We start from the raw sequence: 25,107 nt of genomic DNA on the forward strand, positions 1-25,107 counted from the left end.
CGGTTTTTCCATGGTGCCCGCCGCGTTTCGCCTTTGGTTCGGCGCGGCACCGGGCGGTCACTCAGGTGCCTGCCGGGGCGACCCAGCCCGGGTCCTTTGCCACCAGCTCGACCGTGTTGCCATCCGGGTCGCGGGTGAAGACCCCGCGCCAGCCGACCCAGTCGAAGGTTTCGACCGTGTAGTCGCGCCCCAGCGTGTCATACCACGCCATGACCGCGTCCTGTTCCTCCCATGGCAGGCTGAGGGCGAGGTGATGCAGCGAGGAGCCCGCGCCGGTCACGGGCGGCTGATCCGCGGCCGGGGTGCGGCCCGCCGCCACGATGTCATGGCGGAACAGGGCGAGCACGGCGGTATGGCCGCCGATCCCGTCGGCGATGCGGAAGAACACGATCCGGCCGTTCTCGGGATCGTTCATCGGGGCGAGTCCGATCACGTCGCGGTAGAACGCGACCATCGCGTCAAGATCGATGCAGCGGATGGCGATCTCGCCAAGGGCGCGGACGGTGAAAGCTCTTTCTGACATGGAACCTCTCGTGATCTGTCCTGAGGGCGTGAAACGGGCGGCGGGCCGGGCCGTGCGGGAACTAGGCCCGGTGGGCCAGCAGCCGGATGCAGAACGCGGTTTCGGCAAGAACCGGCAGCATGTAGGCGGGCGTGAAGGCCGGGGAGAGGACGGGCGCGAAGAACCGCAGGCCGCTGCCGGTGAGATAGACCAGTCCGGCGATCCCCAGCCCGGCCCCGAACACCCTGGCGAACAGGCCCGAGCGCCAGACCAGCGCCCCCATCATCAGGCAGGCCACGCCGAAGAACACGAGCCCAAGGTCGTAGCCATGGGCGTGCAGGTCGAGGAACACCAGCGCGAGCGTGGGCGCATCCGCGAGGTGACCGGCGCGCGTCACCAGCAGCCACGCGGTGAGCATGGCCAGGAGGCTGGCGGCGATGAGCACCGTCTGGATCAGCCGGAATACCATCGCGGACAGCGCGAGGCCGGGGGCGAGGGGGCGAAAGATCAGGTAGAGCAGGATCGCGAGCCCCGCGTCGCTGAGCGCCATCACGAGGTCGGCGGCGAGCGCGAGGCGGAACTGGCCCGGCGCCGCAAGGATCGCCGCCGCCGTTCCGGCCGCATCGTCGAGGTCGATCAGGGGGGCGCGCAGGCCAAGTTCGGCGCCGAGGCCCGCGGTGATGATGACGAGGTAGAGCAGGCCGGCAAACCGCGCCTTGCGCGCGAGCTCCGGGGTGTTTGCGAGTTCAGGCATCTGGACCATTCCTTTTCGTCGAGGGGTCAGGCGGTCTCTGCCCGCGTCGCACCCGGACGCGCGGCGAGGTCGCTCGCAGGTGGGCGATTCGCGCGCTGTCCGGCCCAGACGGCGCCGAGCACGATGATCGCGCCAAGCATCTGCACGGGGGACAGGGCCTGTCCCAGCACCACCCAGCCGAGCAGAACCGCCGTGACCGGGCTCATCATGCCGAGCATCGAGACGGCTCCGGGTTCGATCCGGGCGACGCCGCGGAACCAGATCGCGTAGGTCGCCGCGGCGCCGATGAGGCCGAGCCAGGCGAGCCCGGCGAGGTTGATGGGCGACAGGGGCGGCAGCGGCGGTTCGGCCAGCAGCGCGAGCGGCAGGAGGATCAGGCCGCCGGCCGTCAGCTGCCAGGCGGTGAAGCTGAGGGCCGACACGGGGGGCTGCCATTTCCGGCTGAGAACCGTACCCGCCGCCATCGACGCGGCACCGCCGAGACCGGCCGCGACGCCCACGGGGTCGAGCGCGGCCTCGGGGCCGATGAGCAGGAGTGCGACGCCCGTCACCCCCGCCGCCGCGGCCGCGACCGCGCCCGCCCGGACCGGCGTGCCGAGCCAGCCGCGCGCCATGAAGATCACCATCATCGCCTGCAACGCCCCCAGCGTGGCCGCGACCCCGCCGGGGAGCCGGTAGGCGGCGACGAAGAGCAGCGTCCAGAAGAGCGCGAAGTTGAAACCGCCGAGCAGGAACACCCGCCCGAGCCACGCGCGGGGCGGCAGGCAGCGCGTCAGCGCCAGCAGCAGCAATCCGGCCGGCAGGGCGCGCAGCGCCGCGACGGTCACCGGGTAGCCGGCGGGAAGGGCCTCGGTCGTGACCAGGTAGGTGCTGCCCCAGACCGCCGGGGCGAGCGCGGTGAGAAGGATATCGGTGGTGCGTGACATCGGACATGTCTCCCGTTCGGGCTCATCATAGCAGATGGTGGGGCGGTGTCCTTTGGAGACCGCCGCGCCGCTGTGCCGCCTCGCGGGTAGGCGCGGCGCTCCTCACGCCGCCGCCTGCGCCAGATCGGCGCCGGCCAGCCGCGCGGCGATCCGGGCGACATGCGCGCCCTGGAAACGCGCACCGGCGAGGTCGGTTTCGGTGGGGGTGCGGGCGCCGTCGGCCCCGGCGATCGTGCCCGCGCCGTAGGGGGCACCGCCAACGATGCCTTGGGCCGTCGTCTGTCCGGCGAAGGTGTAGGGCAGGCCCACGATCAGCATGCCGAAATGCTGCAGCGGGATCTGGGTCGACAGCAGAGTCGCCTCGTGCCCGCCATGCTGCGAGCCGGTGGAGGTGAACACCGCCGCCACCTTGCCGACCAGCGCGTTCCGCGCCCAGAGCCCGCCGGCCTGGTCGAGGAAGGACTTCATCTGCCCGGCCATCATGCCGAACAGCGTGGGCGTGCCGAAGAGGATGGCGTCGTAGTCTTCCAGATCGGCCGGAGTCGCGACGGGCGTGTCGTCCGCCGCGAAACCGGCCTTGCGGCGGATCGCATCGGGCACGGTTTCGGGCACGCGCCGCAGGTCGACGCGGGTGCCGGGAACGCTGCGCGCACCGTCGGCTTCGGCCTGTGCGAGGGCGCGGACATGGCCATAGCTGGAATAGTAGAGAACGAGAACACGGGTCATGGGATCCTCTCGGGGCTTGGGGTTGCGTTGCCCTGGAAGATCGCGGATCGGCCGGGGCGGAATAACCCGCCCGCTGTCACTTCATTCTTTACGCCGGTTGAAGAATGTCAGGGGCGCAGCGCGGCGCACAGGTGGTCGAGGAACGCGGTGACCTTCGCGTCCATGCCCAGCCGCGAGGCCGTCACGGCGAAGATGTCAGGCGCGGGAAGCTCCCAGTCGGGCAGGACCCGCACGAGTTCGCCGCGGGCCTCGGGCGCGGTCGAGACGAAATCCGGCAGGGTGCCGATGCCCTGGCCGGCGATGAGCAGGTCGCGCAGCACGAGGCTGTTGCCCACGCGCACCGGCGGGTCGAGATCGAGGGTGGCGTGCCCCGAGGGACCGTGCAGCGCCCAGGTGGTCAGATGGTCCGCAAGCAGGAAGCCGATGACCCGGTGCCGGGCGATGTCCTGTGGCGTCTGCGGAACACCGGCCGTGTCGAGATAGGCGGGCGCCGCGAAGATCCGCTGCCGCATGGTCCCGATCTTGCGCGCCACGAGCGCCGAGTCCGGCATGGCGGGCCGGATGCGGATCGACACGTCGAAGCCGCCCTCGACCATGTCCACCACCCGGTCGTCCAGCGACAGCGTGAGGCGCAGGTCCGGATAGGCGGCGAGGAGTTCCGGCAGGATCGGCGCGATGACCGTCTGCCCGAACGAGCTGGAGGCGTTGACCTTCAGGTGCCCGCGCACCGCCCCGGCGCCGTCGCGGATGCGCGTTTCGGCCCGGGTCACCGCGTCGAGGATGCCGGCGGCCTCGTCATAGTAGAGCCGCCCGGCGTCGGTCAGCGACATGGCGCGCGTCGTGCGGGTGAGGAGCGTGGTCCCGAGGCTTTCCTCGAGCAGCTTGACCTCGCGGCTCAGCAGCGCGGGCGAAACGCCGAGATCCTCGGCCGCGCGCGCGAAGCTGCCGCGTTCGACGATGCGGCGGAAGGCGTGCATGACGGAAAGCTTGTCCATTCGGATCGTCGCTCGCTCGGGCTCGGATGGGTGCATGATCGGGGCTGAACGCGAGCAATGCAATGGAGACCGTGCCGTTGGCGGCAGACGGCCCAGCGACCCCGCGGATCAGCCCGGCGCAGAAGACAGGGCGCGTTCGACCATCTGTTCGGCCTCTTCGTGCACCTCGATATAGGTTCGAACCACGAGATCCCTGATCCATTGCGAGGGCGGATCGTTGGCCAGCCGGGAGGACCAGAAGAAACGTGTCCTGAACTCCGGCAGGTGGATTTGCGGCGGAAGCGGCCGCAGCCCGTAGGTCTGCATGTCCCAGGCCAGGAGGATGCGCGGAAACGTGGCGATGAAATCGCTGTTGGCCAGCAACGGCCCCAGGCTGGAGAATTCCGAGATCAGGGCGGCGATGGTCCGCGCGGGTGGCGCGGTGCCGCCGGGTCGGTCGAAGGGGCTGGGGGCGTCGTTGGAGATGTTCACCTGCACATGCGGGTAGGTCGACCAGGCCTCGGGCCCCCAGTTCGACAGGGCCGGGTGATCCGCGCGCACGAAGGTCGTCCAGTGGAATCCGGGCACCTCGACCTCGTTCAGACCGTCGGGCAGTCGCGTCTCGCCGGCCAGGTGCGCGAGGTCGACCAATCCTTCGGACACCGCGTCATAGACCTGTCGCGGCGCCGAGAGCCATTCGAGTTTCGCCGCGGGGGCCGCGGCACGAAAGCGGTTGAGCACCCTTGACAGCACGCGCCCCGTTATCGGGCAGGCGACGCGAAAGACGCGGTCGCTGGTGGCCGGGTCAAACGGTTCGGGCAGGGTCAGCACGCGCTTGATGCTGCGCAGGATCGGGCGCACGTCGTCGATCAGGGTCAGGGCGAAGGGGCTGGGCTGCATCCGGCCGCCCACCTTGACCAGAAGTGGATCGCCCACCTGGTCGCGCAGCCGGGCCAGGGCGTGACTGATCGCCGAGGGCGTTTTCCCCAACGCCTCGGCCGCACCCGACACGCTGCCTTCGACCATCAGAGCTTCGAAAACGACCAGCAGATTGAGGTCGATCCGGTGGAGCTGAATTTCCTTCATGACTGCTGAAAACCATTCGTTTGAAGCACAGCGCATCATCGCGCAAACTGCTGTCATACCGCAAGAAATTATCAAACCAACAGGAAAGGACCCAATTCATGGGACTGAGAATTATTGGCTCGGGCTTTGGCCGCACGGGCACGATGTCGACGAAGATGGCCCTGGAACAGCTCGGCTTGGGCCCCTGCCATCACATGGTCGAAGTGATGGGCAACCCGGCGCAACCGGCGCATTGGGCGGCGCTGGCCGCGGGCGAGGAGGTGGATTGGGCCATGGTGTTCGACGGCTATTCCAGCCAGGTCGATTTTCCGGGCGCGTCGGTCTGGCATCAGTTGTCGATCGCCTTTCCGGACGCAAAGGTCATCCACACCGAACGCCCCGAGGAGGAGTGGTGGGCGAGCTATTCCGCGACGATCGGCAAGTTCTTCGAGCACCGTAAGAGCCTCGACCTGCCGCCCCCGATCGCGGCGGTTTTCGACACCATGGACACGCTTTTGCTGCGGGGCGTTTTCGGGGGGCTCGACCGGGACCGGTCCATCGCCGCCTACCGGCGCAACAACGACAAGGTGCGCGCGACGATTCCGGGGGAGAGGTTGCTGGTGTTCAGCCCCGCTGATGGCTGGGAGCCGCTGTGCCGGTTTCTCGACCTGCCCGTGCCCAAGGGAGATTTCCCGCGCAGCAATGCCCGCGAGGAGTTCTGGCAGCTGTTCGGGGGCGAACCGGCCGTGGCCTGACCTGCCGTTTGGTTGAGACCCGGTGTTGAACCGGGCCCTGAAAGCCGCCGTTCGCTGTCTTGCCGGTGAACGGCGGACGATCCGTCCGACGGCACGGACGCGGGGACCGGTCCCGCGCATGGCGGCCCGGTATGACACTCCGTCAGGCGATCTCGGCCCTCAGCCGCAGAAGTTCGGACGGCAGGTCGCGGGCGGTCAGGTCGGCTTCGCGCACCAGGAGGTCGAAGTGCCGGGTAAAGGTCTCGACCCGGTCGCGATCGCGGAAGGCCATGTAGTGCCCGCCGGCATAGAAGACGCAGAGCAGCGGGCCGAAGATCGTGAGCGGCACGCTGTAGAGCCGCTGGGCGTCGTAGAGATAGATCCGCAGGCGGGGGTAGAGCTGCTCGCACAGCGCGAGGAACCGGTCGATCTGGTCCAGCCGCACGGAACGGGGCAGGGTCTCGTAATAGCCGGTGCCTTGCGCGAAGCTGCGCAGCTCGAAGCGCGGAAGGGCGATCTCGTAGTCCGATTGCGAGCGGCGCATCCAGTCCAGCCGGTCCTCGGACGCGCCGATCGCCTGGTCGGCCGTGCGCCCGAGATGGGGCGCGTATTCCCATTCCAGCAGGGCGCGGGTCTTCAGCATGTCGGGCAGGGCGGCGGGCACGTGGCGGATCTTGTAGCCCGCGGCCTCGCGGTGCCAGTCGAAGATGCGCTCGTCCACCAGCGCGCGCGGCGCTTCCGTCAGGCTGAGGCTGCTGGCGAGCAGGTCGGAGGCGCTCTCGGGGCGCTCCGAAAGGGAGAGCAGCCAGTCGGCGGAGACGCCCAGTTCGGCGGCGCAGGCACCGACCACATGGGCGTTGGGCAGCCGGGCCGCGTCGCCGCTGAGCAATTGCGATATGGTGGAGCGGTCGACGCCGATGCGCCGGGCTAGCGCGCTTTGCGTGAGGCCGCGACCGGCCATCGCGCGGGCGAGACGGTCGCGGAACTGTTCGGCGCGAACGCGTTTGTCGATATTTGCCGTCATGTGTTTCTTTAAATCACAATATGGTGGATTTGTGCACTAGAAACAGAATGGTCAGAGCGGCGATCGCATGGTGTCTTGGAGCTGTATCCACAAGCAGACAGGACCGGCATGACGACACTCGCAGGAGTGCCCCCACAGGTGGGCCTACGCAACGTGGAATGGGGCACGTTCGGCCTGATCGTCGGGTGCTACGCGCTCTGGGCGGGGGCCATGGTCTGGCTGGCCGGTCTGTCGCCCGTCGCGGCGATCCTGCCGCTGACTCTGCTGATCGCGCTGCACGGCTCGCTCACGCACGAGGTGCTGCACGGGCATCCGTTCCGCAGCCGCGCGCTGAACGAGGCGCTCATGGCGCTGCCGCTGGGGCTGCTGATCCCCTACAACCGGTTCCGCGACCTGCACCTGGCGCATCACCGTGACAGCCGCCTGACCGATCCCTATGACGATCCCGAGAGCAACTTCCTCGATCCGGCGGTCTGGAACCGTCTGCCGCGCTGGCGGCAGCGGCTGCACCGGGCGAACAACACGCTGGTCGGGCGGATCCTGTTGGGGCCGATCCTCGGGCAGATCGCCTTTCTGCGCGAGGAATGGCGCGGCGCCCGCGCCGGGGACCCCGCGATCTGGCGGGCCTGGGCGTTGCATCTGGCGGGAGTCGCCGCCGTCATGGCGCTGGTCGTGGCGTCGCCGATGCCGGTCTGGCTCTATCTGCTCTGCGTCTATGCGGCGACCGGGCTGTTGAAGATCCGCACCTTCCTGGAACATCGCGCGCATGAGCGGTCGCGCGCGCGCACCGTCATCATCGAGGACCGCGGCCTTCTGGCTTTCCTGTTTCTGAACAACAACCTGCACGTGGTTCATCATGTGAATCCGGGCGTGCCGTGGTATCGCTTGCCGGCGCTGTATCGCGCCGGGAAGGAGCGGTATCTGGAAATGAACGACGGCTATGTCTACCGCTCCTATGGCGAGGTGTTCCGGCGCTATTTCTGGCGCGCCAAGGACCCGGTGGCGCATCCGCTCTGGCGGCGACGCTGAATCTGCGCCATCAGGGGCCATGAGCCTCTGGATTCCCGTCACCCTGGCTGCCGCGGTCTTTCAGACCTTTCGCTTCATGCTGCAGAAGAGCCTGAGCACGACGAAGCTGTCGGCGGCGGGGGCGACCTTTGCGCGCTTCGCCTATTCCGCGCCGCTGATCCTGGCGTTGCTTGGGGCCTACCTGTGGATCAGCGGGCGCAGCCTGCCGGTGCTGGATGCGCGGTTCTGGGCCTTCGCGGCGATCGGCGGATTGTCGCAGATCCTGGCGACGATCTGCGTCGTGCTGTTGTTCAAGCAGCGCAACTTCGCCGTCGGTATCACCTTCAAGAAGACCGAGGTGATCCAGACCGCGCTGGTCGGATTCGTGGTTCTGGGAGATTCGGTGAGCGTGGGCGCCATGGTCGCGATCCTGATCGGGCTGGTCGCGGTGCTGATCCTGTCCAGGACGCCCGAAGTCACCGGCGCCTGGTGGCGTCACCTGACGGGACGCGCCTCGCTGCTGGGGTTGGGCTCGGGCGTGCTGTTCGCCTTTTCCGCGGTCAGCTATCGCGGCGCGTCGCTGCAGCTGGGGGACCTGGATGCGGCGTTTCGCGCGGCGATCACCCTGGCCTGCGTGGTCAGCCTGCAGGCCGCGTCGATGGCGCTGTGGCTGGGGCTGCGCGACCGGGCCGAACTGCGCGCCGTCTGGACGACGCGGCGGGTCGCGGTCTGGATCGGCCTGTTCAGCATGGCCGGGTCGTTCTGCTGGTTCCTTGCCTTCACCTTGCAGAACGCGGCCTATGTCAAGGCGTTGGGGCAGGTCGAGCTGGTGCTGAGCCTGCTGGCCTCGGTGCTGTTCTTTCGCGAGACGGTGAGCCGGCGCGAGATCACCGGCATGGCGCTGCTCTGCGTGTCGATCCTGCTGCTGGTGCTGGCGATCTGAGCCGCGCGGGTCAGTCGACCTCGGGGCCGGGCATCGGGATGCCGCGCAGGCGCAGGAACAGGCTGGCCTCGTCGTCGTTGCGGAAATAGGGCACCGACTCGGGCGGGGCGAGATCGTTCACGCGGGCCTCGACCTCGGCCAGGACCACCTCGGTGATGAAGGGCAGGTCGAAGCTGCGCGCCTCGCGCAGCTTGATCCATTGCAGGTGGGACAGCTCGTCGCAGGCATGGGTGAAATCGTCCAGATCGGAGCGGATGTCGTCGGCGTCGACCAGGAAGAAGCGCGCATCGAAGCGGCGCGGCCGGCCCGGCGGGGTCAGGGCGCGAAAGACGAACTGCAGCCGGTCGGCGGCGGGCAGATGGCCGGTCGAGGCGAAGGTCTGCCAATCGGCCGGCACCGGGCCGGGCCAGGCGCCGGGGCGGCCGAGGATCAGGCCGGTTTCCTCCCAAAGCTCGCGCACGGCGGCGGCGGCCAGCGCGGTCTGCATGCCGGGCGTGGCGTTGTCGTCGAGCCGGTCGTGGCAGGGTGCGGGCAGCGGCGCGGCCAGCGGCACCTCGGCATCGGCGGCATCGACCGCGCCGCCGGGAAACACGAACTTGTTGGGCATGAAGGCCGCCTTGGCGCCGCGCTGTCCCATCAGGATCGCCGGGTCGTCATGACGGTCGCGCAGCACGATCACCGTGGCGGCGTTGCGGATCGCGGATTTGTCGATGGTCATCGTGCCTCGCCGATTTGATGCGGGGCCGCCGGGTCAGAACCCGTGCATGTGCCGGGCCCACTGGAACCCGACGATGGCCCCTTTCAGTCTTGGCAGAAGGTAAAGCGAGAGCGCGACACATCCAACCGCAAAGATGGTGAACAGAACCAGCGGATCGGGACGCCAGGTTTCGAACACGAGCAGCAGCAGCGGCGCCATCAGGTGGCCGACGATCAGGATCGTCAGATAGGCCGGCCCGTCATCGGCGCGCTGGTGGGACAGGTCCTCGCGGCAGACCTTGCAGGTGTCGTTGACCTTGAGATAGCTGCTGAGCAAGGGCCCGCTGCCGCATTGAGGGCAGCGCCGCCGCCAGCCGCGCGCGAGGGCCGGCCAGAGCGGGCGCTCGGTCTGCGTGTGGCTCGTGGCGGTGTGCATCGAATCGTCGGTCATGTCGTCCCGGCCCCTTTCAAATCCGCGATCAAGATGGGGGGCATCGCCGGCTTTCGAAAGGGCGCAGGATGTCCTTGCGTCGGGATGTCGCGTTGGCTGGCGCGCCGGCTCAGGCCGCGGCGGGAACCAGCGAGACCTTGTTGCGGCCGCTGCCCTTGGCCTCGTAGAGAGCGCGGTCGGCGTGACCGATCAGGGCGCTGGCCTGCTTGTCCGCGTCGAGCCCGGTGCGCGTGTCGACCGGGCCGATCACGGCGCCGATGCTGATCGTGACCTCGATGGGCCCGGGCAGGCCGGGGCAGGTGAAGGGGCGGGCGTTGATCTCGCGGCAGACCTGCCCGGCGATCTGGGTCGCGGTGGCCTGGTCGGTATCGGGCAGCACGATGAGGAACTCCTCGCCGCCGATCCGCGCCACCATGTCGAGACCGCGCAGGTGGGCGGTGATGCGGCGCGCGGTTTCGGTCAGGACCGAATCGCCGGCCTGGTGGCCGTAGCGGTCGTTGATCTGCTTGAAGTGGTCGAGATCGGCGAGCAGCACCGCGAAGGGGCGGCCCGATTGCATCGCGTCCTGCGACACGGCGGCGAGATGGGGCAGCGCGTAGCGGCGGTTGTAGAGCCCGGTCATCGGGTCGCGCATGGCGGCGCGCAACCCGTCGCGCACGGTGTCGCGCAGCCGGTCCGAGCAGGCCTTGCGGTGCAGCTGCGCGGTCAGGCGCAGCGACAGCTCGTCGGCGCAGAAGCCGCTCTGCAGCACGTCATGCGCCCCCCGGTCCAGCGCGTCGGCGACCAGCGCGGGCACCTTCGGCGGCACCACGGCGAGCAGCGCGGCCTTGCGCGTCATGCTGCGCGCGCGCAGGTCGGCCAGCAGGCGCAGACCGATATCGGGGCGGGGTCCGGTCAGGTCGACCACGAAGGCATCCGGCACCGGGTCGGCCATCAGCGCGTGGATGTCGGCCATCTGGTGGGTCAGCAACTGGTGCTGCACCACCCCCTTGAGCCGGTTGCGCCACAGCGCGCCGGTGGCGGCGTCCTTGGTCAGCAGCGCGATCCGCGAGACCGGCGCGAAGCTTGCCGCCGGTTCGGCCATGCCGAGCGCATCGGGCGTGGCGTCGCGCAGGCTCAGTTCCTCGGTGCTGCTGCGGGCGCGCAGCAGGCTGCGGATCCGGGCCTGCAGGATCACGTCGTCGATCGGCTGGCTCAGCACATCGTCGATGCCGGCCTGCAGCGCCGCGAGGCAGGCGCTTCGATCGTTCTGCGAGGTCACGGCGATGATCGGCACGAGGCCGAGCGCCGGGTCCTGCTGCAGGGTGGCGCGCACGTCGAGCGCGGTGCCGTCCGGCAGCGTCATCGCGGTGATGATCAGGTCGGGCCGGGTGCGCCGCGCCAGTGCGAGCAGGCCGGCTATGCCGTCGCTCTGCACGACGTGGTAGTAGGCGGCGGAAAGCTGGACCTTGAGCATGATGCGGTTGGTTGACACGCCATCGAGGATGAGAATGGTGCCCTGCACGCCACGCGCCTTTCAACACTTGTGTTCAACTTGTCTCAAAGTCTTAATGAGAGACGTTAACAAACCCTTTCCGGGGTCCAAAAAGATGAGAGTGATGCAGTATTCCGCCGATGCCGCCGAAACCTTCGCGCTGACCGTTCTGGGCTGGCTGGTGGCGCAGCCGGACCTTCTGCCGGTGTTCCTCGGCGCGACCGGGGCGGAGGAAGCCGACCTGCGCGCGCGGGTGGCCGATCCCGAGTTCCTGGGGTCCGTGCTGGATTTCCTGATGATGGACGATGCCTGGGTGATCCGGTTCTGCGATGCGGAATCGGTGCCCTACGAGCATCCGATGATGGCGCGCGCGGCCCTGCCGGGCGGCGCGCAGGTGCATTGGACGTGACCGGGTGAGCCTCGCCGCGATCCTGTTCGACAAGGACGGCACGCTGTTCGATTTCGCCGCGACCTGGGAGGCCTGGGCGCGGGCCTTCCTGCTGCGCGCCTGCGCCGGCGACAGGACGCGCGCGGCGGCGGTGGGTCATGAGATCGGGTTCGACATGGCCAGGGGGCGGTTCCGACCGGACAGCATCGTCATCGCCGGCACTCCGGGCGAAGTGGCCGAGGTGCTGGCGCCGCAGTTCCCGCTGATGCCCCGGTCGGCGCTGATCGACATGCTGAACGCGGAGGCGGAGGCCGCGCCGCAGGCCGAGGCGGTGCCGCTGGCGCCGCTGCTGGACGGATTGCGCGCCCGGGGATATCGGCTGGGCGTGGCGACCAACGATGCCGAAGCGCCGGCGAAAGTGCATCTGGCGGCGGCGGGCATTGCCGACCGGTTCGATTTCATCGCGGGGTTCGACAGCGGGCATGGGGCCAAGCCCGGTCCGGGCCAGCTTCTGGCCTTTGCGCGCGCCTTGGATCTGCCGCCCGCCGAGGTGGCGATGGTCGGCGACAGCACCCATGACCTGATCGCCGGACGCCGGGCGGGCATGACCACGATCGGCGTGCTGACCGGGATGGCGCGGCCGGACGACCTGCGGCCCCATGCGGACGTGATCCTGCCGGATATCGGCCATCTCGCGGACTGGTTGCCGCGCTGAGCGCGCGCCGAATCCGACGGTTTTCCGAGGAAAACGACAGGGCCTGTCGCATTCAGGACGGAGAAACGGCCCGGCCTGTTCCCCTATGGCTCGCAGCCAGGTGAGGGAGATCGGCCATGTCACAGAGTGCGGCACGCAAACGGCGCGGAGGCGGCCGCGCGGGCAACGCCGCGCGACGGGGTGGCGCGGTGATCGAGCAGATGCCCTGGAACCCGCCGCTCAATATCGACCGCCCCATCGAGCCGCTGAGCGAAGAGGGGGTCATGGCGATCCACGAGGGCGCGATGGAGATCCTCGAGGATATCGGCATCGCGATCCTGAACCCCGAAGCATTGGAGATCTTCCGCGAGGCGGGCTGCCGCATCGATGGCGAGCTGGTGCGTTGCGGGCGGGAGTTCATCATGGAGATGGTCGGCAAGGCGCCCGACAGCTTTACCCTGACGCCGCGCAACCCGGAGCGGCGGATCACCGTCGGTGGCAACACGCTGCTGTTCGGCAACGTGTCGAGCCCGCCGAACTATTGGGACATGGAAATCGGCCGCAAGGTGCCGGGCACCCGCGAGATGTGCCGCAACCTGCTGAAGCTGACGCAGTATTTCAACTGCATCCACTTCGCCGGCGGCTATCCGGTCGAACCGGTCGACATCCATGCCAGCGTGCGTCACCTGGATGTCGTGCATGACAAGCTGGTGCTGACGGACAAGGTGATGCACGCCTATTCGCTGGGCAAGGAGCGGGTCGAGGACGTCATGGAAATGGTCCGCATCGCGGGCGGTTTGTCACATGAAGAATTCGACGCAACCCCCCGAATGTACACAAATATCAACTCCACTTCTCCGCTGAAGCATGACTATCCCATGCTGGACGGCTGGATGCGTCTGGCCCGCCGGGGGCAAGGGCTGGTCGTCACCCCCTTCACGCTGGCGGGCGCGATGGCGCCGGTGACGATGGCCGGCGCGGTGGCGCAATCGCTGGCCGAGGGTCTGATCGCCATTGCACTGGCACAATACATCCGGCCCGGCTGCCCCTGCGTGATCGGCACCTTCACCAGCAATGTCGACATGAAATCGGGCGCACCGGCCTTTGGCACCCCGGAATACATGCGCGCGACGCAGATGACCGGGCAGCTGGCGCGGTTCTACAAGCTTCCGATGCGATCCTCGGGCGTTTGCGCCGCCAACGTGCCGGACGGGCAGGCGATGTGGGAGACCTCCAACAGTCTCTGGGCGGCGGTGCAGTCCGGCTCCAACATGGTCTATCACGCGGCCGGGTGGCTGGAGGGCGGCCTGATCGCCAGCCCCGAGAAATTCATCATGGATTGCGAGATCCTGCAGCAGATCCAGCGCTACATGGACCCGTCCCTGACCGCCACCGGCCCGGACGAGATCGCGCTGGACGCGATCCGCGCGGTCGGCAATGACGGGCATTTCTTCGGCATCCAGCATACGCAGGACCGTTATTCCACCGCCTTCTACCAGCCGTTCCTGAGCGACTGGAAGAATTACGAAGGCTGGGAAGCCGCCGGGGCGATTTGGACGCCCGAGCGCGCGCATCACCTGTTCAAGGAGATCGTCGGCAGCTTCGAGGCGCCGCCGATGGAGGATGCGATCCGCGACGAGTTGGCCGACTTCGTCGCCCGCCGCAAGGCCGAGGGCGGAGCGCCGACCGATTTCTGAGCCGTCCGGGGAACGGTTCAGTCTGGCATCTGGTCAAGCGGCCCGATAACCTGCGACGCAGAACGGGGCCTTTGGGAAAGCTGGCGGCGTGGACATCAGGACTGACGCGCAGATCGCGGCCCATCGGTTGGTCATGGCATCGCTCGCGGCGCTGGCCGGTCTGGCGCTCTGGGCGCTGGTCGAGCAATGGGACAACCCGGCGCTGCCGGCGGCGGCATATCTCGCGGCCTTCACCTTCACGGCCAGTTTCAGCACCATGGCATTGGCGCTGGCGGGTCCGGTTTCGGTGCGCGCGGCTCTGAGCGGAGCGCTCGCCCCGGCGATCCTGCTGACCGCGCTGGTCAGCCTCGCCGGCGCGCGCCACGCGGTCGCGACCAGCTTTCTCGACGATCCGGTGATGCTGTCGGTGGCCGGCATCCTGGTGCTGTTCGCGACGCCTTTCCTGCTGGTCTGGATGACCGAACGGGCCGAGTGGGCCAGCTATGCGCGCCTGTTCGATGCGACCTGGCGTATGGTGGTGCGCTACACGGTTGCGCTTGCCTTCGTGGCGGTGTTCTGGCTGCTGGCCTTCTTGGGCAACGCCTTGCTCAAGCTGGTCGACGTGACCGTGATCGACGTGGTTCTGCGCACCGACTGGGCGCGCTACATGGCGAGCGGCGCGATCCTGGGCCTGGGCCTTGCCGTCGTGCACGAGTTGCGGGAAACGCTGTCTCCCTATCTTCTGTTGCGCCTGCTGCGCCTTCTGGTGCCGGCGGTCCTGGCGATCGTGGGCGTCTTCCTGCTGGCGATTCCGTTGCGCGGGTTCGGCCAGCTATTCGGCGAGTTCTCTGCCGCCGGAACGCTGATGGCGGTGGCGATCGCGGCGATCACGCTGGTGAGTGCGGCGCTGGACAGGGACGATTCCGCCGCGGTGCGCACGCGCGGGCTGCGTCTTGCGACCCGGGCGCTGGCGCTGATCCTGCCGCTGCTGGCGGTCCTGGCAGTCTGGGCAGTGTTGCTGCGGGTGCGTCAATACGGTCTGACCCCGGACCGTATCCTCGCGCTGGCGGTGAGCGCCTTCCTGCTGGCCTACGGCGCCTGCTACTGCGGCGCGGCGCTGCTGGGCAAAGGCTGGATGGCGCGCATCCGCAAGGTCAATGTGGGCATGGCGCTGCTGGTCCTGCTGGTCGGCGCCTTGTGGATGACGCCGGTTCTGAACGTCTATCGCCTGTCGGCGCAGAGCCAGCTGGCCCGCTACGAGAGCGGTGCCGCGAGCCTGGACCAGTTGGCGCTGTGGCAGATGGCGCATGAATGGGGAAAGGCGGGGCAGGCGGCGCTTGTGCAGCTTGAAGCGATGCGCGAGCGGCCCGACCATGCCGATCTGGTCGCCCGGATCGAGATGGTCCGGTCAGAGCCCAACCCCTTTCAGCTCGAACGACTGGTGCAGCAGGGCAAGGCGCCCAACCGGGCGGCCGAACTGCTCGACCTGATGCCGGTGCGCCCGGCTGGCGCGACGATGACGCTGGGCCGGTTTCTCGAGGTGCCCGACTATGGCCTCGATGCCTGGCTTCAGGCCTGCAACCGCGCCTTGCCCGACGGGCGCGCGGGCTGCGTTCTGGTGCAGGGCGGTTTCGCGCCGGTGGTGGCGGAGGAGGACCAAGCGGTGGTCATCTACCTGGACGGTGACGGGCAGAGCCGGGCGGATCATGTGGTCTGGCTGGAGGAGGGCGCATCGATATCGACCATGGTGCAATCGGGCACCGGCGATTGGCCCGCCTTGCCCGACACCGCCATCGCCGACGCGCTGGACGGACGGTTCGACATCCGGCCCAGCGGGCAGAAAGCGCTGGTGTTGGAGGGTCTGGAACTGGTGCCGGCGCGGTGAGCCGGGCGCGGCCCAAATCGGTCGAATTGGAAATGTTGGGTCAATCTTAAGACATCCGGTCCACCATCGCCCCGTTCAGAAAAGGAACGGGCATGCATGGTCTGATCAACAGGGCAATCCAGGCGTTCTTCATCACGACCTACGGGGCGGAGCGATGGGTGCGCGTGACCGAGGCGGCGGACCTCGCCTTCTCGGATTTCGAGGCGATGCTGATCTATGACACGGATGATTCCGCGCGCCTGCTGGACGCGATGGCGGTCGAGCTCGACCGCCCGCTTGCCGAGGTGCTGGAGGATATCGGCACCTTCCTGGTCAGCAATCCGCAGGTGGAATCGCTGCGCCGGCTGCTGCGATTCGGCGGCGTGACCTATGTCGAGTTCCTGCATTCTCTGGACGACCTTCCGGATCGCGCGCGACTGGCGGTCTCGGATCTCGAACTGCCGCGACTCGAACTGCGCGAGCACACGAAAGGTCTGTTCAGCCTGGTATGTCACCCGGGTCTGCCGGGCTTCGGCAGCGTCATGGTGGGACTGTTGCGCGCGATGGCGGACGATTACGGCGCGCTGGTCATGCTCGATCGCAAGAGCGGCGGAGACGGGCAGGACGTGATCTGGATTTCACTGGTCGAAAGCACCTTCGCCGAGGGGCGCAGCTTCGACCTGGGCGCGAGGGCGGGCTGATGGAGCGTGACGAACTGACCGGAATCCTCCAGGTGCTCTGCCCGATGCACGTGATGCTCGATGGCAGCGGGCATATCCGCGCCGTGGGCTCGACCTTGCAGAAGCTGCGCCCCGAGACGCCGATGGTGGGCGCGCGGTTCCTCGAACTGTTCGAGATGACCCGCCCGCGCAGCGTGACCGACATGGCGGGATTGCGCGCCGCCTCGCAGACCCGGTTGCGCCTGCAGTTCCGCGACAACCCGCGCACCACGCTGAAGGGCGTGGTGGTGCCTTTGCCCGGCAGCGACGGAGCGATCGTCAACCTGTCCTTCGGCATCTCGGTTCTGGACGCGGTGCGGGACTACGCGCTGACCAGTGCCGATTTCTCGGCTACCGATCTGACCATCGAACTGCTCTACCTGGTCGAGGCGAAATCCGCCGCGATGGAGGCTTCGCGCCAGCTGAACCTGCGATTGCAGGGGGCCAAGATCGCCGCCGAAGAACAGGCCTATACCGATACGCTGACCGGTCTGAAGAACCGCCGCGCGATGGACCACATCCTCGACCGGTTGACGGCGGCGGATCCACCCTTTGCCCTGATGCATCTGGATCTCGATTTCTTCAAGGCCGTGAACGACTCGATGGGCCACGCAGCGGGCGATCATGTTCTCCAACAGGCGGCGCGGATCATGGTCGAGGAGACCCGCCAGCAGGACATGGTTGCACGGGTGGGCGGAGATGAATTCGTGCTGGTCCTGATGGGGCTGTCCGATGGCCGCAAGCTGGCACGCATCGCGCATCGCCTGATCGAACGGCTGGAAGAGCCGATGCCGTTCGATGGCCAGACCTGCCGTATCTCCGCCAGCATCGGGACGGTGATCAGCTCCGCGCATGACAGATGTTCGGCGGGCGACCTTCTGCACAAGGCCGACGTGGCGCTCTATGCCTCAAAACGTGCCGGACGCGGATGTCATACATTCTACAGCCCCGACCTTGGCGACATGGTCGAGGATGCAACATCGGAGTCGCGTGCGGACATCGATGAGGGACGAACCCTCTATGGCGGCACCGCGGCCTGACGCCGGAGTCTTCTCTGAAGGTCGCGTCGGGTCGGCCGATCGCGAGGGGCCCGTTGGGACGAGACGCCGGAGCCCGTTGCCGGCGCAAGGGGGCGTGACAGGTCATGAACGTGCTATGAGCGAGCGTCGTATTCCGTGACGGAGCTGTAGTCCGGTTGCCTGACCCAAGACACGCGGGCGAGCTGAGTTGACCCGGTGGGCGCGCCGAAATCCGTGAGAACCGATCTGGCGCAAGTGCGTGGCCGCCGGTCCGCGCGTGAGTGTCTTCCGTCCAGGCGTTTGCGTCCTGGTGCGGTCGGCGTGCTGTCGCCATCCGTCGCGTCCCGCGGAGCGGTCGCGATGCCTGTGGTCTGGCAGAGGCGAGTGTATGAGGGCGGATCGGCTTCCTCTCACGCCCACGCAACGCCCGGTCCCGACGGCAGGGAAGTCCGCTCTTGCAGGACCGGGTCTGGCCTCATAGGCTCAACCTATTGGACCAACGCGTATTGTTGCCGCGTCTCGGCCCTCCGCAGTGACCGGACGCGGGCGTCCGCTCGCGGGCCGCTCGCGGTCAGGGAAAAGGTAAAAGTCGGCGTAGGATGCGATTTGCGGTAACACTCATGGCCGTGTGTCTGGTCGCAGCCATCGGCATGTCGGTGGCGCTGCTGCTGCAATCCTGCGGAGTACGCCTGCCTTTCACCGGGACTCTCATCAGTTTCTGCGAGCCGGATGCGCTGGCACGGGCGCGGGCCGAGGAAGACCGGTTGCACGATGCCAACGCCGATCTCGCGGCGCGCATCGGCGGGCTGGAAAACGAACTGGGCGGGCTGGTCTGCAAGGCCGATCCGCCACCTCCGCCTCCACCCCCGCCCCCGCCACCGCCGCCGGAACCGGAAACGCCCAGCGGACTTGCGCCCGATGCCTTCGATGGCGACGACATCTCGGTGATGGAGGGGTGCTGGCAGCTGTCCTCGGATTACGCGGTGCGCGACATCAACTCGGGACGGATCACTCGCTTTCGCTATTGGCGCATCTGTTTCGATGCGAATGGCAATGGCACCGAGCAGATGCGTTCGACCGACGGGGTGCGCTGCAACGGCACGCTCACCGGGCGGATGCGTGGCAACGGGACGCTGACGATGCGCGAACCCGGCAACCTGCAATGCGACAACGGATCGTCGATCTTTCGCCGGGACGTCACCTGCACCCTGGATGCGCGCGGCACCGCGAATTGCGACACGTATCAACCCGAAACCAGAGGCCGCGGCGCTGCCACCTTGCGCCGGGCCGGGAGATAACGGCGATGGCTGACCATTTTCTGTCCAAGATCGGGATCGCGCCGGAGGATTTCGTCCTGGCGGGACAGGCGCCGGTGCTGGAACAGCACGCCGCGCTGCGCGACCTGCTGACCGAACGCGCTGGGCCCGAGGTGGCGGCGCTATTCGCGGAACCGCTGATCAGCCGGGGCAACGACACGGCACCGCCGACCGTGTCCTGGTACACGGAGCTTTCCGGCGATCCGCGCCCCCTGGCCAGCCTGTCGTCCGGGGAGCGGGACAGCGTCGAGCGGTATCTGGGTGACCACCTGCGTCCCTTGCGCGCTCTGACCGAAAATCCGGACACGGCCGAACTGGCGCTGGGCGCATTGAGTGTCTACGGGCAGGATGACGTGCTGGTGGTCGGCACACGCCCGGTGATCGTGAACTGGGGGCTGGTGCCGGGCGGCCATGGTGCCAACGTGGGCAGCAGGCCTGCGCATTTCGACGCCACGCTCGGACGATTCCTGACGCTCGCGCCGGCAAGTGCTGCGCCGCGCCGTCCGGTCGGAGCGGCGGAGGCCACGGGCGCAACGGTCGCCGCCGGTGCCGTCGCGGGGTCGGTCCGACCCGCCGAGGCTGCCGCATCCGAAGGCGCAGCCCGGGTGGTGGCACGTGAAAGGGTGATCTCGCCGATCGCCTGGGTGCCCTTGCTGGTTCTGTTGCTGCTGGCCGGCGGGAGTCTGGCGTGGCTGCTGATGCCGGGGACGCGGATCTTCAACGCCTGGGCATCGCCCCCCGCGATCACCGATGCGGCCACATTGCAGGCGGCGCGGGATCTGAACGACAGTCTGCGCGCCCGCCGGGACGCGTTGCAGGCGGCGCTCGACGGCGCGATGTGCCGCCCCGACGGTGTTCTGGTTCTGCCGAACGGGCGCACGCCCGAGGGAGTGCTGCCACCCGCGGTCGGAGTCGCGCCCGAACGCAAGGCCACCGCGGCCCCCGACGCGTTGCTGCCCAACAGTCCGGCCCGCGTGGTGGTGCCGGATGACAGCCCCTCGGGCGAGGGGTCGCTGCTGTCGCATATCGAGGCGCGCACGGTGATGGTTCTGGCGATGACCGGGGCGGGCACGGTCACGACCGGATCGGGCTTTTCGGTCGCGCCGGGAATGATCGTCACCAACCAGCACGTGATCGAACCGGCGCAATCGGCGGGGGGGCGTCTTCTGGTGATCGGGGCCGGCCTCGCGGAACCGCAACTGGCCGAGGTGCTCAAGGTGCAGGGCCCGCTGCTTGAGGCGGGAGGAGATTTCGCGCTGCTGCGGATCGAGGCGACCACGATTCCGACGTTCCCGGTCCATCTGCCGGGCCAGTCTCTCAAGCTGACCAACGTGGTCGCGGCGGGCTATCCCGGCGACGTTCTGGCGACGGATGTCAACTACCGGGCGCTGCTGAGCGGCGACCTGAGTGCGGTGCCCGGCCTGACGGTGACGGACGGGATCATCAATACCGAGCAGAAGATGGGGCCGGAGACCAACGCGCTCATGCATTCCGCCGCGCTGTCCGGTGGCAATTCCGGCGGGCCGCTGATCGACATGTGCGGACGGTTGGTCGGGGTGAATACTTTCGTGCGGCAGGGAAAGCTCCAGAACCGGGGCTTTGCGCTGACATCGGGCGACCTGATGGCCTTCCTGAACGGCACCGGGGTTGCGCCCTCGGTCGACAGCTCGGTCTGCGAACCGGTGGTGCTGCGGGCGCAAGCCGCGCCGGCGGCGGCGGAGTAGGGCGCGGCAATGGCAAGGGGTCCGCTCGTCAGCACGTCGACCGAGGGGCTGCGCCCGCTGGGCACAGCGGCGCAACGCTCGTTCGAACTGGTGACCGGCACGGTCGCTGCGACGCTCGGTCCGGAGCATGCGACGCTGTTCGCAGAGCCGGTGGCGACGGACCACGGGGACCGGATCGACTGGTATGCAGCCTTGCCGGGCGAGCCGGTGGCGTTGCCCGACTTGCCCGAGGACGAGCAGGCCGTGCTGCGCGACCGCCTGGGCCGCCTTGTGGCCGACATCCGGGCCGAGGCCGACACGCTGGCCGCCAGCGATGACGCGCAGGACCAGCGCCTGTCCGAAGCGCTGCGCAACGCGATCGAGGTGCCCGACGAGACGATGGTCTTCGCCCTGCGCGACGAGGCCGGCGCTCTGCAGCCGGTTCTGGCTCATTGGGCGTGGTTGCGCGACGCGCAGCAATCGGTGCGCGGTGTCCTGACCGCGATGGTCCCGCGCCCGGTTGCGCCGACCGCACAGGGCGCGTCGACGGGGCAGGCCACGGACGGCGGATCGGACGAGTCGCGCGGCGGCTCGGCGGCGTGGTGGTGGCTGATCCTGCTCGGCTGGCTTCTGCTGGCGGCCCTGCTGGCTTTCATTCTTTACCTCGTCATCGCGCCCTGCGGGCTGAACGGCGGCCGGCTGATCTTTTGCCCGGCGCCCGAGGAGGCGGTTTCGGCAATCCCGGGCGAGCGGGCGGTGATTGAGGACGAGATCGCAAGGCTGCGGCGCGAACTCACCCTGCTGGACCGCTCCTGCCAGCCGACGATCCCGATCCTGCCCGCGACGCCGGGCGAGACGGCCCCCGAGGCACCCGCCCAGCCGAACCTGCCGGCCTTTCCGGCTCCGGGTGCCGCGCCCGCACCCGCGCCGCAGGACGACACCAGCCTGACGCCCGAGGCGGTCGGGCGGCAGTTGGTCGAACGGGGGGCGCGGCGTGGAGAGCTGAATTTCGCGCTGTCCTGGTCAACCACCGACGATATCGACCTGACGGTCGCGTGCCCGACCGGGCAGGTGCTCAGCCATTCCAACCGCAGCGACTGCAACGGCATCTATGACCTGGACGCCAACGTGCGCCGTGCCGAGGCGGTGACCGATCCGGTCGAGAACGTGGTGTTCGACGAGGTGATCGAGGGGGTCTACCAGGTGCGTGCGCTGCTCAAGGGCAATCGCACGGTCGGAGACAAGACGGTGACCCTGCACGTTCTGCGACAGGATGGCCGCAGCCAGACCTATTCTGGTAAGGTCGGTGACAACGCGCCGGAATGGGCGGTAAACATAAGCATTTCAAGGTAGGCAGGATGCAGACGTCTCAACATCTGGCGCAACTGGTGGATTGGCGCGACGAGGTCACGCTGGTGCCGTATTCGGGCACCCAGATCCTGGACTTCGGGTTCCGGCTCGATGCGGTTGACCTCAAGAACGCGCGGTTCGTCGAACGCATCGTCGGGGGCACGGCGGCGGCCGAGGAATGGGCGCTGATGCCGCTGACGGGCGACCCGGAGAGCGATGCGGCGATCGAAGAGGGCGCGGGACCGAGCGATGATGAATACTCCGTCCGCCCGGTGGCGGCGCTGGAGCCGTTCCTGTCCAAGTGGATGCCGGTGCCGGTACTACGGGTCAAGAACGACCGGGGCGCGGGCGGCGAGGAGCGGTTCGATCCCGGCCCGTCGAGCTGGGCGCGGATCCGGACCGTCGAACTGGAGGAACCCGATCCGGTCACCGGACACACGCACCGGGTGCAACTGGCGCTCGACACCGCCCTGATGGACACCGATCAGAGCTTTCAATATGTCGGCCCCGAACGCAGCGACGCCGAGCAGGCGCGCGATTTCCGCTTCGTGTCGGACCCGGCCAACATGGACTGGTTCCTGCGCCGCCTTGAACCGGACAGCCAGGGCGAGATGCTCGACCTGCAGAAATGGGTGTCGGACTGGCTGGAAGACACGTTCATGGCCTACAAGCGCGCCGAACGGCCGGGCCGGCGGATCACCAAGGAGGATCTGCCGCACAAGTTCGAGCACTGGGCGCGCTACCTCGCGTATCTGCGGCTGATCGATCATGCGGTCCACGTGCCCAAGCTGCGCTTCGCCAACACCGTCAGCGCCCGGGACAGCGTCGCGCCGGTCGAGGTCGAGCTGGTGCTGGATGTCGGGAATTCGCGCACCTGCGGGATCCTGATCGAGCGCTTCCCCGGAGAGTCGCGGCTGGACCTGGCGCGTTCCTTCCCGCTGGAAGTGCGCGATCTCTCGCGGCCGGAGCTGCACTACAGCGGCCTCTTCGAAAGCCGGGTCGAGTTCTCCGAGCACCGCATGGGTGATGAACGCCACGCCAGCCGGTCAGGCCGGCGCAACGGGTTCCTGTGGCCCAGCTTCGTGCGGATCGGACCGGAAGCGTTGCGGCTGGTTGCCTCGGAGGAGGGTACGGAGACCGCCTCGGGCCTCAGCAGTCCCAAGCGTTACCTGTGGGACGATACGCCGGTGGCGCAGGACTGGCGGTTTCACCATCACGCCGATCCGAACAATCTGCCGAAATCACTGCGGGCCGCGATGCGCTATCTGAACGAGGCGGGCGATGTTCTGGAGCAGATCGAAGCCGACGAGAAAGACAAGCTGCGCCCGCGGGGCAAGACCTCCAAGACGCCGGCGATCCGGCCGCGTTTCTCGCGCGCTTCGCTCTTCGGGTTCATGCTGGCCGAAACCATCGCCCATGCCCTGATCCAGGTGAACGCCCCGGCAAGCCGCGCCCGGCGGCCGCAATCGGAATTGCCACGCCGGCTTGACCGGATCATCCTGACCCTGCCGACCGCGACGACGGCGCAGGAACAGGCGATCATCCGCTCCAAGGCGAAGGGCGCGCTGGCGCTGGTCTGGGCGATGATGGGGCTGAAGGACGGCGAAAGCAGCATCTCGCGGATGCCCGAACTGGTGGTTGAATGGGACGAGGCGAGCGCGACGCAGCTTGTCTATCTCTATTCGGAGCTCACCCAGAAGTTCGATGGGCGGATCGACCGGTTCCTGTCGCTCAAGGGACGCCCGCGCGCGACGGAGCCGGACGGCCCGGCGACACCGTCGCTGCGCCTGGCCTGCATCGACATCGGCGGCGGCACGACTGACCTGATGGTCACGACCTTCTGGGCCGAAGCGGGCCGGATGCTGGTGCCGCGCCAGACCTTTCGCGAGGGTTTTCGCGTTGCCGGCGACGACATGCTGCAACGGGTGATCGCCGCGGTGATCCTGCCCGGTCTGCAGGAAGCCATCGAGCAGGCGGGCGGGCGCTTCGTGGGCGAGAAGCTGCGCGAGCTTTTCGCCGGCGATATCGGCGGGCTCGACCAGCAGAGCGTGCAGAAACGGCGTCAGTTCGCGCTGCGGTTGCTGATGCCGCTGTCTGTCGCGATCCTCAAGGCCTGCGAGACGGCGGGCGAGTTCGAACCGCTGAGCCTGCCGATCCGCGAGGTGCTGGCGATCGACAGCGAGGGCGAGTCCGAGACCGACATTCCCGAAGCGTTGATCGCCTATATCGAGGATGCCGCCCGCGATCTGGGCGCGCCCGCGTTCCGCCTGGCCGATGTCAGCCTGACCTTCAGCCGAGAGGACGTGGATGCGATCGCGCGCGAGGTGTTCCAGAAGGCGCTAAGCAACCTGGCCGAGGTGATCGCGCATCTGGGCGTCGACGTGGTGCTGCTGACCGGGCGGCCCTCGCGCCTGCCGGCGGTGCGCGCCATTCTCGAGGAAATGCTGGTGGTGCCGCCGCATCGGCTGATCTCGATGCACAGCTACAAGACCGGGCGCTGGTACCCGTTCCGCGATCCGGTCACGCAACGCATCGGCGACCCGAAATCGACGGTCGCGGTAGGCGGGATGCTGATCGCGCTGTCCGAAAGCCGGATTCCCAACTTCAAGGTGATGACCAGCGCCTTCCGGATGCAATCGACGGCGCGCTACATCGGCGAGATGGACACCTCGGGACAGATCATGGCCGAGCGGGTGCTGTTCGCCGATGTCGATCTGGATGCCCGCAAGTCCGAGAGCGATCTGGTCGGGCAGATCACCATGTACACGCCGGTTTACCTGGGGGCGCGCCAGTTGCCGCTGGAACGCTGGACGACGACGCCGCTCTACCGGCTGGATTTCGCGACCCACGCGGCACAGGCGCGCGCGCCGTTGCGGGTGACGTTCGAACGCACCGAGTTCGATGGCGACCCGGATCGCGAGACCAGCGAGACCGCACTGAGGCGCGAAGCGATGCGCGAGGCCTTCGTGGTGAGCGAACTCGAGGACAGCGAGGGCACGCCGATGAAGGCGAGCGAGGTCGATCTGCGCTTGCACACGCTGGGCTTTGCGGACGACTACTGGATCGATACGGGCCTGTTCAGGCTCTAGGAGGGACGCGGG

At 68.1% G+C, this 25,107-nt stretch carries 23 protein-coding genes; 13 read left to right on the forward strand and 10 right to left on the reverse strand.

Features of this window, described 5'->3' with window-relative positions:
- Positions 1 to 61: 61 nt before the first annotated feature.
- The 6 genes from JF290_RS02950 to JF290_RS02975 form a co-directional block, all read right to left on the reverse strand.
- Positions 62 to 523, reverse strand: coding sequence for a VOC family protein (locus JF290_RS02950; RefSeq protein ID WP_199023263.1), 462 nt, complete (start codon positions 521 to 523; stop codon positions 62 to 64).
- Between the two features lie 61 nt (positions 524 to 584).
- A complete protein-coding gene (locus tag JF290_RS02955) occupies positions 585 to 1,256 on the reverse strand; it encodes a DUF4386 domain-containing protein (protein WP_199023264.1) in 672 nt (223 codons plus the stop codon).
- A gap of 26 nt (positions 1,257 to 1,282) precedes the next feature.
- Positions 1,283 to 2,182, reverse strand: coding sequence for an EamA family transporter (locus JF290_RS02960; RefSeq protein ID WP_199023265.1), 900 nt, complete (start codon positions 2,180 to 2,182; stop codon positions 1,283 to 1,285).
- A gap of 102 nt (positions 2,183 to 2,284) precedes the next feature.
- Positions 2,285 to 2,908, reverse strand: a complete 624-nt coding sequence (gene wrbA / locus JF290_RS02965) for an NAD(P)H:quinone oxidoreductase (RefSeq protein WP_199023266.1) — start codon at positions 2,906 to 2,908, stop codon at positions 2,285 to 2,287.
- Between the two features lie 107 nt (positions 2,909 to 3,015).
- Entirely contained in the window at positions 3,016 to 3,903 is an 888-nt protein-coding gene (locus JF290_RS02970) for a LysR family transcriptional regulator (RefSeq protein WP_199023267.1), read from the reverse strand.
- A gap of 108 nt (positions 3,904 to 4,011) precedes the next feature.
- Positions 4,012 to 4,968 (reverse strand): LysR family transcriptional regulator, encoded by a 957-nt coding sequence (locus tag JF290_RS02975; RefSeq protein WP_199023268.1) that lies wholly within the window; start codon positions 4,966 to 4,968, stop codon positions 4,012 to 4,014.
- 98 nt (positions 4,969 to 5,066) lie between these two features.
- Here JF290_RS02975 and JF290_RS02980 point away from each other — a divergent pair, with 98 nt between their 5' ends.
- On the forward strand, positions 5,067 to 5,702 hold the full coding sequence (locus tag JF290_RS02980) for a sulfotransferase family protein (protein ID WP_199023269.1): 636 nt from the start codon (positions 5,067 to 5,069) through the stop codon (positions 5,700 to 5,702).
- 142 nt (positions 5,703 to 5,844) lie between these two features.
- On the opposite strand, the gene JF290_RS02985 is transcribed toward JF290_RS02980, so the two are convergent.
- Positions 5,845 to 6,705: a helix-turn-helix domain-containing protein gene (locus tag JF290_RS02985; protein ID WP_199023270.1), complete on the reverse strand. Its 861-nt coding sequence runs from the start codon at positions 6,703 to 6,705 to the stop codon at positions 5,845 to 5,847.
- 108 nt (positions 6,706 to 6,813) lie between these two features.
- Between JF290_RS02985 and JF290_RS02990 the strand changes: the two genes are divergently transcribed.
- Both JF290_RS02990 and JF290_RS02995 read left to right on the forward strand, forming a co-directional pair.
- Positions 6,814 to 7,734: a fatty acid desaturase gene (locus JF290_RS02990; protein ID WP_199023271.1), complete on the forward strand. Its 921-nt coding sequence runs from the start codon at positions 6,814 to 6,816 to the stop codon at positions 7,732 to 7,734.
- A gap of 19 nt (positions 7,735 to 7,753) precedes the next feature.
- A complete protein-coding gene (locus JF290_RS02995; protein ID WP_199023272.1) occupies positions 7,754 to 8,656 on the forward strand; it encodes a DMT family transporter in 903 nt (300 codons plus the stop codon).
- 10 nt (positions 8,657 to 8,666) lie between these two features.
- On the opposite strand, the gene JF290_RS03000 is transcribed toward JF290_RS02995, so the two are convergent.
- From JF290_RS03000 to JF290_RS03010, 3 genes are all read right to left on the reverse strand, one after another.
- On the reverse strand, positions 8,667 to 9,374 hold the full coding sequence (locus tag JF290_RS03000) for an NUDIX hydrolase (RefSeq protein WP_199023273.1): 708 nt from the start codon (positions 9,372 to 9,374) through the stop codon (positions 8,667 to 8,669).
- A gap of 33 nt (positions 9,375 to 9,407) precedes the next feature.
- Positions 9,408 to 9,803 carry a DUF983 domain-containing protein gene (locus JF290_RS03005; RefSeq protein ID WP_199023274.1) on the reverse strand — a complete coding sequence of 132 codons (396 nt, stop codon included), beginning with the start codon at positions 9,801 to 9,803 and terminating at the stop codon, positions 9,408 to 9,410.
- 109 nt (positions 9,804 to 9,912) lie between these two features.
- Positions 9,913 to 11,307 (reverse strand): diguanylate cyclase, encoded by a 1,395-nt coding sequence (locus JF290_RS03010; protein ID WP_199023275.1) that lies wholly within the window; start codon positions 11,305 to 11,307, stop codon positions 9,913 to 9,915.
- A gap of 94 nt (positions 11,308 to 11,401) precedes the next feature.
- Here JF290_RS03010 and JF290_RS03015 point away from each other — a divergent pair, with 94 nt between their 5' ends.
- The 10 genes from JF290_RS03015 to JF290_RS03060 all read left to right on the forward strand — a co-directional run bounded on the left by JF290_RS03015 (position 11,402) and on the right by JF290_RS03060 (position 25,095).
- The gene (locus JF290_RS03015) at positions 11,402 to 11,686 is read left to right on the forward strand and encodes a DUF3572 domain-containing protein (protein ID WP_199023276.1); all 285 of its coding nucleotides are present in this window, start codon (positions 11,402 to 11,404) and stop codon (positions 11,684 to 11,686) included.
- A gap of 4 nt (positions 11,687 to 11,690) precedes the next feature.
- Complete coding sequence (locus JF290_RS03020) at positions 11,691 to 12,380, forward strand: HAD family hydrolase (protein ID WP_199023277.1); 690 nt, start codon at positions 11,691 to 11,693, stop codon at positions 12,378 to 12,380.
- A 116-nt stretch (positions 12,381 to 12,496) separates the two neighbouring features.
- Positions 12,497 to 14,056: a trimethylamine methyltransferase family protein gene (locus JF290_RS03025; RefSeq protein ID WP_199023278.1), complete on the forward strand. Its 1,560-nt coding sequence runs from the start codon at positions 12,497 to 12,499 to the stop codon at positions 14,054 to 14,056.
- An 88-nt stretch (positions 14,057 to 14,144) separates the two neighbouring features.
- On the forward strand, positions 14,145 to 15,920 hold the full coding sequence (locus tag JF290_RS03030) for a DUF4153 domain-containing protein (protein WP_199023279.1): 1,776 nt from the start codon (positions 14,145 to 14,147) through the stop codon (positions 15,918 to 15,920).
- 92 nt (positions 15,921 to 16,012) lie between these two features.
- The gene (locus JF290_RS03035) at positions 16,013 to 16,600 is read left to right on the forward strand and encodes a heme NO-binding domain-containing protein (protein WP_199023280.1); all 588 of its coding nucleotides are present in this window, start codon (positions 16,013 to 16,015) and stop codon (positions 16,598 to 16,600) included.
- Positions 16,597 to 17,658, forward strand: coding sequence for a diguanylate cyclase domain-containing protein (locus JF290_RS03040; protein ID WP_199023587.1), 1,062 nt, complete (start codon positions 16,597 to 16,599; stop codon positions 17,656 to 17,658). Before JF290_RS03035 ends, JF290_RS03040 begins: the two co-directional genes overlap by 4 nt.
- Positions 17,659 to 18,257: 599 nt before the next feature.
- Entirely contained in the window at positions 18,258 to 18,935 is a 678-nt protein-coding gene (locus tag JF290_RS03045; RefSeq protein ID WP_199023281.1) for a hypothetical protein, read from the forward strand.
- Positions 18,936 to 18,940: 5 nt separating this feature from the next.
- Positions 18,941 to 20,677: a trypsin-like peptidase domain-containing protein gene (locus JF290_RS03050; RefSeq protein ID WP_199023282.1), complete on the forward strand. Its 1,737-nt coding sequence runs from the start codon at positions 18,941 to 18,943 to the stop codon at positions 20,675 to 20,677.
- A 9-nt stretch (positions 20,678 to 20,686) separates the two neighbouring features.
- A complete protein-coding gene (locus tag JF290_RS03055; RefSeq protein WP_199023283.1) occupies positions 20,687 to 22,009 on the forward strand; it encodes a hypothetical protein in 1,323 nt (440 codons plus the stop codon).
- A gap of 5 nt (positions 22,010 to 22,014) precedes the next feature.
- Positions 22,015 to 25,095 (forward strand): virulence factor SrfB, encoded by a 3,081-nt coding sequence (locus tag JF290_RS03060; RefSeq protein ID WP_199023284.1) that lies wholly within the window; start codon positions 22,015 to 22,017, stop codon positions 25,093 to 25,095.
- The last annotated feature ends 12 nt before the right edge of the window (positions 25,096 to 25,107 follow it).

Origin of the sequence: Sedimentitalea arenosa, assembly GCF_016428585.1 — a bacterium.
GTDB classification, from domain to species: Bacteria; Pseudomonadota; Alphaproteobacteria; order Rhodobacterales; family Rhodobacteraceae; genus Sedimentitalea; species Sedimentitalea arenosa.

What these genes read in the sequence shown, in the direction of transcription:
- JF290_RS03060 (WP_199023284.1), top strand. Translation starts at nt 22,015, where the DNA reads ATGCAGACGTCTCAACATCTGGCGCAACTGGTGGATTGGCGCGACGAG.
- JF290_RS03015 (WP_199023276.1), top strand. Translation starts at nt 11,402, where the DNA reads ATGCAGTATTCCGCCGATGCCGCCGAAACCTTCGCGCTGACCGTTCTG.
- JF290_RS02990 (WP_199023271.1), top strand. Translation starts at nt 6,814, where the DNA reads ATGACGACACTCGCAGGAGTGCCCCCACAGGTGGGCCTACGCAACGTG.
- JF290_RS02975 (WP_199023268.1), bottom strand. Translation starts at nt 4,968, where the DNA reads ATGAAGGAAATTCAGCTCCACCGGATCGACCTCAATCTGCTGGTCGTT.
- wrbA (WP_199023266.1), bottom strand. Translation starts at nt 2,908, where the DNA reads ATGACCCGTGTTCTCGTTCTCTACTATTCCAGCTATGGCCATGTCCGC.
- JF290_RS02970 (WP_199023267.1), bottom strand. Translation starts at nt 3,903, where the DNA reads ATGGACAAGCTTTCCGTCATGCACGCCTTCCGCCGCATCGTCGAACGC.
- JF290_RS02960 (WP_199023265.1), bottom strand. Translation starts at nt 2,182, where the DNA reads ATGTCACGCACCACCGATATCCTTCTCACCGCGCTCGCCCCGGCGGTC.
- JF290_RS03035 (WP_199023280.1), top strand. Translation starts at nt 16,013, where the DNA reads ATGCATGGTCTGATCAACAGGGCAATCCAGGCGTTCTTCATCACGACC.
- JF290_RS03025 (WP_199023278.1), top strand. Translation starts at nt 12,497, where the DNA reads ATGTCACAGAGTGCGGCACGCAAACGGCGCGGAGGCGGCCGCGCGGGC.
- JF290_RS02985 (WP_199023270.1), bottom strand. Translation starts at nt 6,705, where the DNA reads ATGACGGCAAATATCGACAAACGCGTTCGCGCCGAACAGTTCCGCGAC.
- JF290_RS02950 (WP_199023263.1), bottom strand. Translation starts at nt 523, where the DNA reads ATGTCAGAAAGAGCTTTCACCGTCCGCGCCCTTGGCGAGATCGCCATC.
- JF290_RS03000 (WP_199023273.1), bottom strand. Translation starts at nt 9,374, where the DNA reads ATGACCATCGACAAATCCGCGATCCGCAACGCCGCCACGGTGATCGTG.
- JF290_RS02980 (WP_199023269.1), top strand. Translation starts at nt 5,067, where the DNA reads ATGGGACTGAGAATTATTGGCTCGGGCTTTGGCCGCACGGGCACGATG.
- JF290_RS02995 (WP_199023272.1), top strand. Translation starts at nt 7,754, where the DNA reads ATGAGCCTCTGGATTCCCGTCACCCTGGCTGCCGCGGTCTTTCAGACC.
- JF290_RS03005 (WP_199023274.1), bottom strand. Translation starts at nt 9,803, where the DNA reads ATGACCGACGATTCGATGCACACCGCCACGAGCCACACGCAGACCGAG.
- JF290_RS03045 (WP_199023281.1), top strand. Translation starts at nt 18,258, where the DNA reads ATGGCCGTGTGTCTGGTCGCAGCCATCGGCATGTCGGTGGCGCTGCTG.
- JF290_RS03055 (WP_199023283.1), top strand. Translation starts at nt 20,687, where the DNA reads ATGGCAAGGGGTCCGCTCGTCAGCACGTCGACCGAGGGGCTGCGCCCG.
- JF290_RS03050 (WP_199023282.1), top strand. Translation starts at nt 18,941, where the DNA reads ATGGCTGACCATTTTCTGTCCAAGATCGGGATCGCGCCGGAGGATTTC.
- JF290_RS02955 (WP_199023264.1), bottom strand. Translation starts at nt 1,256, where the DNA reads ATGCCTGAACTCGCAAACACCCCGGAGCTCGCGCGCAAGGCGCGGTTT.